This is a genomic window from Mesobacterium hydrothermale (assembly GCF_035818635.1).
Classification (GTDB): domain Bacteria; phylum Pseudomonadota; class Alphaproteobacteria; order Rhodobacterales; family Rhodobacteraceae; genus Mesobacterium_A; species Mesobacterium_A hydrothermale.
Genome location: NZ_JAYLLH010000004.1, coordinates 159,436 through 173,010, shown reverse-complemented (window position 1 = coordinate 173,010; position 13,575 = coordinate 159,436). Strand labels below are relative to the sequence as shown.

Here is a 13,575-nt window from a genome sequence, read left to right as displayed (position 1 = left end):
TCGTGCTCTCCGGGATATTTTCCGCCAGAAGAAGGAGGCGGCCGTTTGCAGGGGCTTAGCGGCCTTTCCAGACCGGATCGCGTTTCTCGGCGAAGGCGCGCGCGCCTTCGAGCTGGTCTTCGCTGGAATAGAGCCTTTCGACCGTGGCAAACTGGCGTTTGGTGATGCGGTTCATGGTGTTCTGGAACGAACTGTCTTCGGCGGCGCGCACGATTTCCTTGATCGCGGCATAGACCAGCGGCGGGCCCGAGGCGAGCAGATCTGCCATCTCCCGCGCCTTGGCCATCAGGTGTTCGGCCGGGTAGACGTGGTTCACGACCCCCCAGCGCGCGGCTTCTGCGACATCGAGCCAGCGGCCGGTGAGCAGCATTTCCATCGCGATGTGATAGGGGATGCGTTTCGGCAGCTTGACGCTTGCCGCATCGGCCACGGTGCCCGAGCGGATTTCCGGCAGGGCGAAGGTGGCGTGATCCGCGGCCAGGATGATATCGCCGGACAGCGCCAGTTCCAGCCCGCCGCCACAGCAGATGCCGTTCACCGCCATGATCACCGGCTTGTTCAGGTCGCGCAGTTCCTGCAAGCCCCCGAACCCGCCCACGCCGTAATCGCCATCGACGGCATCGCCTTCGGCGGCGGCCTTGAGATCCCAGCCCGGACAAAAGAATTTCTGTCCTGCGCCGGTCACCAGCGCCACGCGCAGGTCGGGGTCGTCGCGAAAATCGGCGAAGACCTGTCCCATCAGGCGGCTGGTCGCGAGGTCGATCGCGTTGGCCTTGGGACGGTCGAGCGTGACCTCGAGCACATGGCCGCGACGCTCTGTTCTGATCGGGCTGTCGGTCATGAATGGAATTCCTTTTGCCAGTCGGGGACAATCCGGGGCGCGGTGCGGACCAAGGCATCGACCGCAACCGCGCGGGTTGGTGTGACGATCAGCGGGTTGATTTCCAGTTCCTGAACCGCGCCGCCCATGTCCTGCACATAGGACTGGATCGCCATAATTGCGTCGATGATCTTTTCCGGGTCAGCGCCCGGGCGCCCGCGATAGCCCATCAGCACCGGCCAGATCCGCAATGTGCTCAGCGCTCCGCGCAACGCGCTTCGGTCCACCGGCAACAACAGCTTGGCGGAATCGGCGGCGAGTTCGGCAAGTATGCCGCCTTGCGCCAGCGTCAGAACATAGCCATGCGCGGGATCGGCTACCACGCCGACGAGCAGTTCGGCCACCGCGCCGTCTATCATTTCCTCGACCAGGAAAGGCCCACCGGGCATGGTGCGTGCCGCATCGGCGACCGCCCCGGGCGTGGTCAGGCCAAGCGCCACCGCCCCGGCTTCTGTCTTGTGGGCGATGCCCTGCGCCTTCAGCACCACCGGCCCGCGCCCCTCGGCCAGCGTTCCGGCTTCTTCGGGCGTGTCGGCCAGCGCCCCGAAAGGAATATCCACCCCCTGGTGCGACAACGCACGCTTCGCCTCGGCCTCTGCCAGCAGGGCAACACCGGGCACCGCCCGCGGCACCATCACAGCGGCGGGATGGCGCAGGGGACGCCCGAGTTCGGTTACCACGCGGATCGCGCGTGTGGCGTTTTCCAGCTCTGCCATCGGGATCAGCCCGTGCCCCACCAACCGGTCAACAATATCTTCGGGCATGGTGTCGGCGATGGAGGACACGACGGCCAGAGGCAGGCCGACGGTCTTCTTGGCCTGCGCGGCGGCCTCGATCAGGCATTCCCAGGCATCGGTCTGGCACCGGTCAGAGCGCGGAAAATCGGCGATCAGGCAAGACAGGACCGCACGCCCCTTCATCATGGCGGCAAACGTATCTGCCATGGCCTGCGTGTTGCCCCAGATGTAGGTGTGATAGTCGAGCGGGTTGGAAACCGTCACACGCGGGCCCAGCACATGCTCCAGCTCTTTCCTCTGGGCCGGCGACAGTTCGGCAAACCGCAGCCCTTGCGCGGCGGCGGCATCGGCCATCAGGCTCGCTTCACCGCCGGAACAGGACATGGACGCGATTTCGCCCACTGGCAGCGGTCCGGCAAAATGCAGCAGTTTCAGCGCCTCCAGCATCACATCCAGCGAATTGACCCGCGCCATCCCCAAGCGTTTGAACAGCGCGTCGGCACCCGCATCGCTGCCCGAAATCGAGGCCGTGTGCGACACCGCCGCGGCCTGGGCCGCGTCCGACCGCCCTGTTTTCAGGACAACGACGGATTTGCCGGAACTGCGCGCGACGCGGGCCATGTCCTCGAACCCTCGCAGATCGCCGATGCCTTCGATGTGCAGGCCAAGGGCGGTCACGCAGGGATCCTCAAGGAACGCGGTGGCCAATTCCGCAAGGCTGGTCTGGGCCTGGTTGCCAGCGCTGGCGAGATAGGCAATTGGCAAGCCCCGGCGCTGCATCGACATGTTCAGCGCAATGTTCGAGGACTGGGTCAGGATCGCAACGCCTCGGTCAACCTTGACCAGCCCGTGAATATCGGGCCAAAGCGCGGCGCGCTCGACCGCGTTGATGAAGCCATAGCAATTGGGGCCGATCACCGGCATGGCGCCCGCCGCGTCCAGCAGGGCGGCGTTCAACTCTTGCCCATCCGTCGTTTCCGAAAACCCGCTGGCAAAGCAGACCGCGCCGCCTGCCCCTATCCGGGACAGTTCGCGCACCACGTCGATGGTTGCATCCCGGTTGACGCCGACAAAGGCCGCATCCGGCGCCTCGGGCAACATGGAGAGACTGCGCCTGGCGCGCACTCCCTCGATCGCCTCTGCCGTCGGATGCACGGGCCAAACGTCCCAAGCATAGCCCATGTTGCGCAAGCCGCGCACGACCGCCCTGCACCAGGCGCCGCCGCCGATCACCGCGACAGAGCGCGGCTTCAGCAGACGTTCAAGCCGCTCCATGCTCACAGCACAGCGCCTCCCATTCACTTCACCGAACTGAATTTATTCACAAAGTCTCGGGAAGGTCACGCCCCCAAAGGGCGCAAAAGCTCGCGCGCGATGATATGCCTCTGAATTTCGCTGGTTCCATCCCAGATGCGTTCAACGCGGGCATCGCGCCAAAACCGTTCCAACGGCAAATCCGCCATCAACCCCATACCGCCATGCACCTGCAAGGCCGCGTCGGTGACCCGCGCCAGCATCTCGCTCGCATAGAGTTTCGCGCTGGCGATTTCACGGTTGGCAGGCAGCCCTTGGTCCAGGCGCCAGGCGCTGGCAAGGGTCAGGTGATCGGCGGCGTCGATTTCCGTAATCATGTCAGCGAGTTGGAAGCCGATCCCCTGGAACTTGCCGATGGGCTGACCGAACTGCTGGCGCTCGGCAGCGTAGCTCAGCGCATAGTCGAAGACCCGTCGGGCGCGGCCCACGCACATGGTGGCCACGGTGATGCGGGTGGCGTAAAGCCATTCGTTCATCACCGCGAAACCGCCATCGACGGCACCCAAGACCTGCGCATCGGGCAAACGACAGTTGTCAAATTCCAGAACGCAATTCTTGTAGCCCCGGTGGCTGACGCTGTCATAGCCCTTGCGCACGGTGAAGCCGGGATGGCCCCGGTCGACCAGGAAACAGGTGATCCGCTTTTTCGGCCCGTGATGGGTTTCATCCACCCCGGTTGCGATGAAAACGATAAAGAAATCAGCATGATCCGCGCCAGAGATGAAGTGCTTTGTGCCGTTCACAACCCAATCGCCCCCGTCGCGCACGGCATTGCATTTCATCCCCCGCACATCCGATCCGGCATCGGGTTCGGTCATCGCCAGCGCGTCCATGCGCTCGCCGCGCACGGCGGGCAGCAGGTATTTTTCGCGCTGTTCGCCGTTGCAAGCCATCAGGATATTCTGTGGCCGGCCAAAGAAATGCGTCAGCGCCATGGAGCCACGCCCAAGTTCCCGCTCGACCAGCGCGAATTCCAGGTGGCTCAGCCCCGGGCCGCCGACCTCTTCGGGAAAGTTCGAGGCATAAAAGCCCAGGTCAAGGCACTTGCGCTTGATCTCTGCGGCGATCTCTTTTGGCACCTCGCCGGTGCGTTCCACCACGTCTTCATGCGGATAGATCTCTTTCTCGACAAAGCTGCGCACCGTGTCGACGATCATCTGCTGTTCTTCGGTCAGACCAAAGTTCATCGTCAGGACTCCTTGTGCCTGGCGGCCAATGCCTCGACCGCGGCCTGGACATGCGGCAAGGGCGGGCAACTGCGCCGGGTCTCAAGGCTGACATGCAGCATGAACTGGTCGCAACTTGCCAAAAGTTCGTTATCAGCTTCGCGCCGCATCTCGTGGAAAACGCGAAGTTTCTTGCCGTCGCCTAGGGTAACGCGGCTATCGACGCGAATGGCCTCTCCGGCATGGGTCTCCATCAGGTATTTCACCGTGGTTTCCACCGTAAAATAGCTGTTGCCCGCCGCCACATAGGCCTCGTCTGCGCCCACGGCGGCCATCAATACCTCTGCCGCGTCGCTGAACACCTGGCCATAGCGGCCCTCGTTCATATGGCCGTTCATGTCGGTCCAGTCGATCGGCACAACACGGCGCTGGGTCACCATCGGCACGCCGTCCGGGTCGAAACGCAAGCCGCGTTCATGGCTGCGCAGCAGCGCGCCCGCGGCCTCCTCCCGGCCTTTCAGGGCGCGCAGCATGGCGACAAGGTTCATGTCGCGCTTGGCTTCCAGCTCGCGGATCGTGAAGGCGCCGGATTGAGCGTCGGACTGGTCCGCGATCAGGTCGACCAGTTCGTCAGTGAATTCGGGCACATCCATCAGCTTGGTCCAGGGCCAGCTAAGGCAGGGACCGAACTGCGCCATGAAGTGCCGCATCCCGGCCTCGCCGCCGGCCACGCGATAGGTTTCGAACAGACCCATCTGCGCCCACCGCAGGCCAAAGCCATACCGGATCGCGTTGTCGATCTCCTCGGTCGTGGCAATGCCGTCCTTGACCAGCCACAGCGCCTCTCGCCACACGGCCTCAAGGAACCGGTCGGCGATATGGGCGTCGATCTCGGCCCGGACATGCAGCGGGAACATCCCGATCTCTGTGAGGATTGTCTTCGCCTTATCAATGACTTCCGGCGTGTTCCTTGGGCTGGGAACCAGCTCGGCCAGGGGCAGCAGGTAGACCGGGTTGAACGGATGCGCGACAAGGATCTGTTCGGGCCGTGCCGCACCGTCCTGAATCTCGGACGGTTTGAACCCAGAGGTCGAGGAGGCGATCACCGCATCAGGTAAGCAACACGCCTGAAGTGACTGATAAACCTTCAGTTTCAGGTCAAGACGTTCAGGAACGCTTTCCTGGATCCAGATCGCGCCCTGCACCGCATCGGCCAGTTCCGCGTGGAAACTGATCCGACCACGTTCGGGCAAAGCGGTATCATACAGCATCGGCAAGGCGCGTTCGGCGTTGCGCATCACCTCGCCCATCTTGCGCTCTGCTTCCGGGTCGGGGTCGAAGATGCGCACATCCCACCCCATCAGGGCAAAGCGCGCCGCCCAACCGCCTCCGATCACACCGCCGCCGATGATTGCTGCCGTTTTCGTCATGACACCATGCTCTCCGTATGTCCGTCGATGGCGATGACCTGGCCAGAGATCATCCGCGCCTGCGGGGATGCCAGCCAAAGCACCGTTTCCGTTACATCTTTCGCGTTGACCCAGGCTCGCAGCGACACCCCGCGAACATATTGTGCGCGCACCTCGTCGGGGGATTTTCCGCTGGCCGCCGCTTCCATCGCGACCACGCGTTCCATCCGATCGCCTTCGACCGCACCTGGGCAGATCGCATTCACCCGCACTCCTGCCGGGCCCAGTTCCATCGCAAGCGTCTTGGTCAGGCCCACGATACCCCATTTCGCGGCGACATAGGGCGACCGCAGCGGCACCCCCCATTGTCCAGAGGTCGAGGATGTCAGGATGATCGCGCCAGACCCCTGCGCCCGCATCAGCCGGGCCGCCCAGCGGCAGGTCAGGAAGACACCGCCAAGATTGACCTCGATGCAGCGCATCCAGTCGGTATAGTCCAACTCCTCGATCCGCCCGGCGGGGCCGCCAATCCCGGCATTGGCACAGACCACGTCTATACCTTGCCAGTCGTCTTCGAGCCCTTTCAGGAACCAGCCCATCGCGGCCTCATCGGTCACGTCGGCCTGTGCGGCACGAATATCGGGACGGTCCGACTGCAACGCCGCGACCGCTGCCGGATCGGCGTCACAAACCGCCACGCGCGCGCCCTGCGCGGCAAATCCTTCAGCCATGGCGCGGCCCAGCCCGGTGGCGCCCCCGGTGATCAAAACCCGTGTCATGCGCCCTCCAGCCGTGTCAGATCGTATCCATACCATTGCAGGATCTCGCGCGCGGCGCGCAGTCGGTCTGGGCTGCCAGAGGCCTGGCGATCCATGATCCAGACCCTTGTTCCCTGCGGGTCCCCCATTGCGACCGTTCGATAGCCCACGTCGATCCAGTACACCCAGAGCGGACCGTCATCCGTGCGGAACCGCCCTGCCCCATCATAAGAATACTTTTCGGATTGTCCCTCAATATAAATGTCTTGCGAGTCGATCCTAATGTCTCCACCGGCCTCAATTCCAGCGCCTTCAACCACGATCCAGTCCCCCAGAAGTGCAGAAAGCGGCACATTCACCTGCGACGCGACCGGTGCGGTCGGATTGCGCAAGGGGATATGGTCCTGACGCGCCGCAGGGCCAAACTGACACGCCGCCAGCAACACGATCAATGCAAGCCCCCTCAAAGGTCGGCCAACCGTGCTGACACGACGGGCGCGAAGGCCTTGCCAAAGGCAACGTGATCGGCAGGGTCCCAATGCACCCCATCCTTGGGCGAAACGGTGACGGTATCCCCGGCCCGAACGAATCCGCAATTCTGGCGTGCGGCAACCGCCTGCAGATGCGCCTCCACCCCCTGTTGGCGCGCCTCGGCACCGGCAAACACATCGACGAGCGTGCCGCATTCACGCACCGGAGCGGGCGCGACGATCATGATGTCCTGCACGACGCCTTCGGCGCGGGTCGCCTGGACCAGGCGTTCGATCGACCGCGCGATCTCGTAAGCGGTGACGGAAAACCGATGCTTCAGATCGTTGGTCCCCAACATCAGGATCATCAGATCAATCGGCTTGTGGGAATGAAGTATCGCCGGCAACACCTTGATTCCATTTCTCTCTCCACCTTCAACGGCATCATCGTGCACCGTCGTGCGGCCGGGAAGACCTTCGCAGATCACCTCGTGACCCGTGCCCAATTCGACGGCCAACGTGTCCGGCCAGCGGGTGCCCTTGGGGTGGCGTTCGGACAGGCCCGCAACGGACATCGGCATCGTGCCGTGCGAATTGCTGTCGCCATAGATCAGGATCACAGACATGAGCGGACCTTTCAGTCGATACACATCTCGACGACACTGCCGTCGAGATCGAGGAAACTGTGACATCCAAACATTGGGGTCACCGTTGAACAGGTGCGTGTTTCTGCCATGCACATGCCGGCGCAGTCACCCTGGCGGGCACAGGCCTGGCCACCGTCCGGGGTTATCAGGAAACACATATAGTCGCCGAACAGCCCGCCGATGCCATAGGTTCCGCCTTTGGCCTCGCAGGCGGCCCGTTCCGTTGGGTCGGGTTGCGGTGTCGGATCACGGTCTTGGGGAAGACAGGCGCTCAAGGTCAAAATCCCTATTGCAGTCAACCCTTTACTGATGAAACCTGAGGTAATTCCGATCACGTCACGTTCCCGCAAAAAAACGTCCTTCACGCATAAGGCCCTTGCGTCTGGCATGCGTATGCAGTCCGAGCGATCGGCCAGATCGCAACATGGTTCACGCCGGGGCCCGCTTGGTCAGGCCCAGCTTTTCGCGCACCTCTTGCGGACCAATGACGCGGGCGCCCATGCGTTCGACGATTCCGACAGCACGATCCACCAGTTGCGCGTTGGTGGCCAGCACACCCTTTTCCAGCCAAAGATTGTCTTCCAGACCGACACGCACGTTGCCACCGGCCAACACCGATGCCGCAACATAGGCCATCTGGTTGCGCCCGAGGGCGAACGCGCTGAACGTCCAGTCGTCTGGAATATTGTTCACCATCGCCATGAAGGTGTTCAGGTCATCCGGCGCGCCCCAGGGGACCCCCATGCACAACTGCACCAGTGCGGGACTGTCAAGGATGCCGTCCTTGACCAGTTGCTTGGCGTACCACAGGTGCCCGGTGTCGAAGGCCTCGATCTCGGGCTTTACGCCAAGATGGGTCATCATCCGGCCCATTGCTTGCAACATACCCGGCGTGTTGGTCATGACATAGTCGGATTCTGCAAAGTTCATCGTCCCGCAATCTAGTGTGCAGATCTCGGGCAGGCACTGCTTGATATGTTCCACCCGTTCCGCCGCACCTGCCATATCCGTCCCGTCCTGCAACGGCAGCGGCCGTTCGGTGGGACCAAAGACCATATCCCCGCCCATGCCCGCGGTCAGGTTCAGCACCACGTCGATTTCTGCCTCCCGGATTCGGTCGGTCACTTCGCGGTAATACCCAAGGTCGCGACTGGGTTTGCCGGTTTCGGGGTCGCGTACATGGCAATGCACGATGGCCGCCCCGGCGCGCGCGGCCTCGATCGCGCTTTCAGCGATTTGCGCAGGCGAGCGCGGTACATGCGGGCTGCGGTCCTGGGTGGCGCCCGAACCGGTCACGGCGCAGGTGATGAAAACGTCTTTGTTCATGGTCAGCGGCATAGGGCACACTCCTCTTGTCGCAACATCATTGCCGCTGGCGCGCTGGTCAACCATGCCGATATGGTCAGGATCATGCCCAAATGGACAGAATCGCCCGCGCGCGAAACTTCGATTGCTGTTCTGATCTTCGACAGGTTTTCAAACCTGTGCTTGGCGAATTGTATCGAACCGCTGCGCGCCGCCAACAGTTTTGCCCGCAATCCGGCCTATCTCTGGCAATTTGCCAGTCTCGATGGCGGGCCGGTTCGGTCATCGTCCGGCATGTCTGTGACCCCAGACAGCCCGCTGGAGGACCTGCCGCGGGTCGACCTTCTGATGATCCTGTCCAGCTATGATCACCTGCGCCACGACAGCCCCCGGACGCGCCGGGCCCTGCGCCGAGCCGCGGGCCGTGCGAAACAGGTGGCGGGCTTCGATTCCGCACCCTGGCTGATGGCCTCTGCCGGGCTGCTGCAAGGGCGACGTGCAACGCTGCATACAGAGCTGTATACAGCGTTTTCCGAACGCTTCCTGGATGTGACCCTGCTGGACGATCCGGTGGTGGAAGATGGCGACCGGATCACCTGCGCCGGGGCCCAAGCTGCATTCGATTTGTCACGCAGGTTTGTCGTGCGCGACCTTGGGCAAGCTGCAGGTGTGGACCTGGACGCGCTGTTCCTGACCGGACGGCCGCAACACACCTCGGCGCGTGCGATGCCGGGCGATGCCATGGTTGGTCGCGCCATTGCCCTGATGCGGTCCAGTCTGGATACCCCGCGTCCGCTGTCGGAAATCGCGGCGCAACTTGGGGTGACCCAGCGCACGCTGGCCCGGCGCTGCCAGGCTGCGCTTGGCACCAGCCCCGGGACGCTTTACCGCCACCTGCGTCTGAGCGCGGCGCGGCAGATGGTCGAGGGCGGCATGTTGCCAGTGTCGGAAATCGCCCTGCTCAGCGGATACGAAGACCCTGCCGCCCTGACCCGCGCCTTTCGCAGGCGGTTCTGCACGACGCCACAGGCGCTGCGGCGGGAAATCTCCGCCTGAGCGACGCATTGTTGCACCGGTTTTCGCCGTATTCATTGAAAATAAAGGGATTTGGCCGAGCGTATCCCCGCGCGGCAGTACATGAGGTTCCGATGCGCCACTTTGCCGATCCCCTGACAAGCGTGCAGTCGCGCCTGCGGCAGCGGCAACATGCGCGGCTTTTCGACCTGCAACATCAGCAGGACATTCAATCCGCCCTGAATGACGAATTCGAGGAAATCGCGGTCGTGTCCCCCTATTTCGCACGCCAGTTCCAGGCAAGTGCCGATGCGTCGCTGCGCGTTTGCTCGGACACCGACCGCCCGTGCGAGGCACCGCCGCGCCGCGCCTTCTGGCTGCGGCGTCAGCGCTGATCGTCTGGCAGCCCTCGGAACCCTGTGGCCACCACGAATTTCTCGGAACTGTCGGCGCGTGATGACGGCGGTTTGACGTTCACCACCTTGGTGAAAGCGGTCTTCAGCAGCTTCTGCAACTCGCCCTCGGCCCCCCCGGCCAGCACCTTGGCAACAAAGGTACCGCCCTCTTCCAGCACATCGAACGCGAGGTAGGCTGCCGCTTCGCACAGGGCGATGATGCGCAAATGGTCTGTCTGCTTGTGTCCCGACGACGCCGCTGCCATGTCCGACATCACCACATCCGCTTTGCCGCCCAGCCAGTCCTTGACCTGTTCATCTGCCCCATCCGCCATGAAATCCAGCTGGTGGATCTCGGCCCCCGCGATCGGTTCGACCTCTTGCAGATCGACACCCAGCACGGTGCCGATCTTCTTGCCGCTCTTTTCCCCCAGCGCGTTCACCCGCGCCACCGCCACCTGACACCAGCCGCCGGGGGCGCAGCCCAGATCAACCACCCGCGCGCCGGGCACGAGAAAGCGGAACTTCTCATCCAGTTCGAGAATCTTGAACGCCGCGCGTCCACGATAGCCTTCGGCCTTCGCGCGCTTGACATAGGGGTCGTTCAACTGGCGCTGCAACCACCGGGTCGAGGACAGCTTGCGCCCGCGCGCGGTCTTGACCTTGACCTTCAGATCGCGCTGGCCGCGCCCCGATGTGTTCTTGCCGTCCGGTCCCTTGGCCATGCCCGGCTCCTCGTTTCTTTGGTTTTCAAAATACCTCGGGGTGAATTGCCCCGAAGCCTGCGAAGGGGCAAGAGGGGCAGCGCCCCTTTTTCCTTCAACCGCCGCGCGGCACCGCTCAGAACGGACCGTCCTCCAGCACGCCATCCGCCGACATCTGGGCGTAAAGCAACCCTTCGCGCAGTCCCCGGTCCGCCACCGACAGCCGATCCGTCGGCCAGCAGCGCAGCAACGCCTGAAGAATCGCCGACCCCGACATGATCAGCGCCTGCCGATCCAGCCCGATCCGCGGATCGCGCCGCCGGCCCTCGGGCCCAAGTTCCAGGTATTTTCCGATCACCGCCTCGATCTGGTCGCCAGTCATGCGCAACCCGTCGACCTTGGTCCGGTCATAGCGCTTCAGCCCCAGGTGCGATGCCGCAACCGTGGTCACGGTGCCCGAGGTGCCGACAATCTGAAACCCCTCGCGGGTCTGCTCATCCTTGTAAGGCGCGAACTCTGCCAGGTTTTCTTCGAAGAACCAGCTCATCAACGCATACCGCGCGGCGTCGTCCTCGACATCGGAAAACTGGTCACGCAGCGTGGCAACACCCAGCGGAACCGAGATCCAGTCAACCACCTTGGCGGCGGGAAACGGGCTGTCAGCGGTGTGGAACCCGGCATGCAGGCGCATGATCGCACGCGGGCGGTCGCGTTTCGGGACAGAGCCAAGGTCGATCCAGACCAGTTCGGTTGACCCCCCGCCGATATCCACCACCAAAAGCTGTTCGGTCTTGGTGCTGACCAGGGGGGCGCAGGAAATGACGGCCAGACGCGCCTCTTCCTCGGGCTGGATGATTTCCAGCTGCAACCCGGTTTCCCGTTTCACTTGCCGGATAAATTCGCGCGCGTTCTTGGCGCGCCGACACGCTTCGGTCGCGACAAGCCGCATCCGTGTGACGTTGTGTCGGCGGATTTTCTGCTGGCACACCTTCAGCGCGGCAATCGTTCGCCCCATGGATGCGCGCGACAGCCGCCCGGTCTTTTCCAACCCGGTGCCCAGTTGCACCGACTTCGAAAAACTATCGACCACATGAAACTGGCTGCCCTTTGGCTGGGCAATCAGCATGCGACAACTGTTTGTGCCCAAATCCAGCGCGGCATAGAGCGCGTGCGGATCAGGCCTGTCAGGCGCGGTGCTCTCGACCGGTTTCGGGAAAGCGCCCGCACCTTTGGGACGCCTTGGCGCCATGATACTGCGCCTTCCGATTTTCAACTTACTATCACGATACGCCCGCCCCGCGCTTGCGGCAAGCCCTTTGACGCACCCCGATGCGCGCCATGAATCCCGCTCAGAATCATCGTGAAGATTTTGGGCCCGACGGCCGGTGGTCCTTTGCTCACCGGTCTTGTTAGATGGCGCAGGTCGCACATGCGACTGCGAAAGTCGAAAATCGACCCTGTGCCGCCAACAGGCTGGATTACGAAGGGTCGTATCGGAGAAAGGGAATCGGACATGCCCGAGGTCACCATCGTCTACTGGCGCGACATCCCCGCGCAGGTCATCGTCGGCAAGGGCCGTCGCGGATCGAAAGCGGTGCTGCCAGAGCGGTTCGAACAAGCCATCGACCGCGCCGCGATGAAGGTTGGGGCGTCGGATACCGACGCGTACCTTGCGGAATGGCGCAAGGCCGCCCCCTATCCGCTGGACGGAGAGCCGTCCGAGCTCGCGCAGGCCGAGGCCGCGCGTCTGGATGCGGAATACGATCAGGACCGGCTGAAGGCCCTGATCGCCAACGATGGCTGGGCCTGAATGGCCAACGGCTTACGGGAGAGACTGATGGCGCTTTTGAACTTTCGCAAACGGGAAGAGCCGCGCACCGCGAACGGTGACCTGGAAACCTTCCTGCATGGCTATTCGATCGAGGTGATGCCGCGCACCGCCGAAAAAGTCGAGGATTTCCGCGAAATCCTGCCCTTGGGCACCCGGGTCTATATTGCCCATATCGACGGCACCCCGATCGAGGACATGGTCGCCACCGCCCGCCGCATCGCCGGCGAAGGCTTTGACGTGATGCCGCACTTCCCGGCCCGGATCATCAAGGACGCAGCGACGCTGGAAAACTGGATCGCCATGTACCAAGGCGAGGCCGGCGTGAAACAGGGCCTGCTGCTGGCAGGCGGCGTGTCCCAGCCCGTGGGCGATTTCCACTGCTCGATGCAGATGATGGAAACCGGGCTGTTCGACAAGGCGGGCTTTACCCGGCTGCATGTTGCTGGCCACCCCGAGGGCAACCGCGACATCGACCCCGATGGCGGCGAGGCAAACGTGATGGACGCGCTGCGCTGGAAGCAGGCGTTTTCCGAGCGCACCGATGCCAAGATGGCGATGGCCACGCAGTTCGCGTTCGAGGCCGCGCCGATCGTCGCCTGGGCCAAAGGGCTTCAGGATGCCGGCATCACCCTGCCGATCCATATTGGCATCGCGGGTCCCGCCAAGTTGCAAACGCTGATCAAGTTCGCCATCGCCTGCGGCGTCGGCCCGTCGCTGAAGGTTCTACAGAAGCGCGCGATGGACGTATCGAAGCTGCTGCTGCCCTATGAACCGACCGAGGTTCTGTCGGACCTGGCCGCGCACAAAGCCGCAAACCCTGGCAGCAATATCGAGCAGGTGCATTTCTTCCCGCTGGGCGGGATCAAGACCAATGCCAAATGGGCCACCGAAAACGGTGGCGCCGCAGGCGTGCCGATGGCCGCACAAGGCTGAGGCGGGATTGGG

15 protein-coding genes are annotated in these 13,575 nt (G+C 63.3%); 4 read left to right on the top strand and 11 right to left on the bottom strand.

Features of this window, described 5'->3' with window-relative positions:
• Nucleotides 1-55: 55 nt before the first annotated feature.
• The 9 genes from VK792_RS04800 to bcoG all read right to left on the bottom strand — a co-directional run bounded on the left by VK792_RS04800 (nucleotide 56) and on the right by bcoG (nucleotide 8,719).
• On the bottom strand, nucleotides 56-841 hold the full coding sequence (locus VK792_RS04800; RefSeq protein ID WP_326296214.1) for a carnitinyl-CoA dehydratase: 786 nt from the start codon (nucleotides 839-841) through the stop codon (nucleotides 56-58).
• Nucleotides 838-2,892 (bottom strand): acetate--CoA ligase family protein, encoded by a 2,055-nt coding sequence (locus tag VK792_RS04795; RefSeq protein WP_326296266.1) that lies wholly within the window; start codon nucleotides 2,890-2,892, stop codon nucleotides 838-840. The genes VK792_RS04800 and VK792_RS04795 overlap by 4 nt, the downstream gene beginning before the upstream one ends.
• A 65-nt stretch (nucleotides 2,893-2,957) precedes the next feature.
• Nucleotides 2,958-4,118: an acyl-CoA dehydrogenase family protein gene (locus tag VK792_RS04790; protein ID WP_326296213.1), complete on the bottom strand. Its 1,161-nt coding sequence runs from the start codon at nucleotides 4,116-4,118 to the stop codon at nucleotides 2,958-2,960.
• 2 nt (nucleotides 4,119-4,120) lie between these two features.
• Nucleotides 4,121-5,527, bottom strand: coding sequence for a carnitine 3-dehydrogenase (locus tag VK792_RS04785; protein WP_326296212.1), 1,407 nt, complete (start codon nucleotides 5,525-5,527; stop codon nucleotides 4,121-4,123).
• Nucleotides 5,524-6,285 (bottom strand): SDR family oxidoreductase, encoded by a 762-nt coding sequence (locus tag VK792_RS04780; protein WP_326296211.1) that lies wholly within the window; start codon nucleotides 6,283-6,285, stop codon nucleotides 5,524-5,526. Before VK792_RS04780 ends, VK792_RS04785 begins: the two co-directional genes overlap by 4 nt.
• Nucleotides 6,282-6,656, bottom strand: a complete 375-nt coding sequence (locus VK792_RS04775; protein WP_326296210.1) for a lipocalin family protein — start codon at nucleotides 6,654-6,656, stop codon at nucleotides 6,282-6,284. Before VK792_RS04775 ends, VK792_RS04780 begins: the two co-directional genes overlap by 4 nt.
• A 71-nt stretch (nucleotides 6,657-6,727) precedes the next feature.
• Complete coding sequence (locus VK792_RS04770; RefSeq protein WP_326296209.1) at nucleotides 6,728-7,360, bottom strand: SGNH/GDSL hydrolase family protein; 633 nt, start codon at nucleotides 7,358-7,360, stop codon at nucleotides 6,728-6,730.
• A gap of 11 nt (nucleotides 7,361-7,371) precedes the next feature.
• Complete coding sequence (locus tag VK792_RS04765) at nucleotides 7,372-7,746, bottom strand: hypothetical protein (RefSeq protein WP_326296208.1); 375 nt, start codon at nucleotides 7,744-7,746, stop codon at nucleotides 7,372-7,374.
• 64 nt (nucleotides 7,747-7,810) lie between these two features.
• On the bottom strand, nucleotides 7,811-8,719 hold the full coding sequence (gene bcoG / locus VK792_RS04760; RefSeq protein ID WP_326296207.1) for a 3-dehydrocarnitine:acetyl-CoA trimethylamine transferase BcoG: 909 nt from the start codon (nucleotides 8,717-8,719) through the stop codon (nucleotides 7,811-7,813).
• A gap of 72 nt (nucleotides 8,720-8,791) precedes the next feature.
• On the opposite strand from bcoG, the gene VK792_RS04755 reads away from it, so the two are divergent.
• Together VK792_RS04755 and VK792_RS04750 are read left to right on the top strand one after the other, a co-directional pair.
• Nucleotides 8,792-9,742: a GlxA family transcriptional regulator gene (locus VK792_RS04755; protein ID WP_326296206.1), complete on the top strand. Its 951-nt coding sequence runs from the start codon at nucleotides 8,792-8,794 to the stop codon at nucleotides 9,740-9,742.
• Between the two features lie 92 nt (nucleotides 9,743-9,834).
• Complete coding sequence (locus tag VK792_RS04750) at nucleotides 9,835-10,095, top strand: hypothetical protein (RefSeq protein WP_326296205.1); 261 nt, start codon at nucleotides 9,835-9,837, stop codon at nucleotides 10,093-10,095.
• Here the strand turns inward: VK792_RS04750 and VK792_RS04745 are convergent.
• Nucleotides 10,086-10,820, bottom strand: a complete 735-nt coding sequence (locus VK792_RS04745; RefSeq protein ID WP_326296204.1) for an RlmE family RNA methyltransferase — start codon at nucleotides 10,818-10,820, stop codon at nucleotides 10,086-10,088. The genes VK792_RS04750 and VK792_RS04745 overlap by 10 nt on opposite strands.
• A gap of 115 nt (nucleotides 10,821-10,935) precedes the next feature.
• Nucleotides 10,936-12,048: a Ppx/GppA phosphatase family protein gene (locus tag VK792_RS04740; RefSeq protein WP_326296203.1), complete on the bottom strand. Its 1,113-nt coding sequence runs from the start codon at nucleotides 12,046-12,048 to the stop codon at nucleotides 10,936-10,938.
• Nucleotides 12,049-12,312: 264 nt separating this feature from the next.
• On the opposite strand from VK792_RS04740, the gene VK792_RS04735 reads away from it, so the two are divergent.
• Entirely contained in the window at nucleotides 12,313-12,609 is a 297-nt protein-coding gene (locus tag VK792_RS04735; protein WP_326296202.1) for a virulence factor, read from the top strand.
• Between the two features lie 27 nt (nucleotides 12,610-12,636).
• Entirely contained in the window at nucleotides 12,637-13,563 is a 927-nt protein-coding gene (locus VK792_RS04730) for a methylenetetrahydrofolate reductase (RefSeq protein ID WP_326296201.1), read from the top strand.
• The last annotated feature ends 12 nt before the right edge of the window (nucleotides 13,564-13,575 follow it).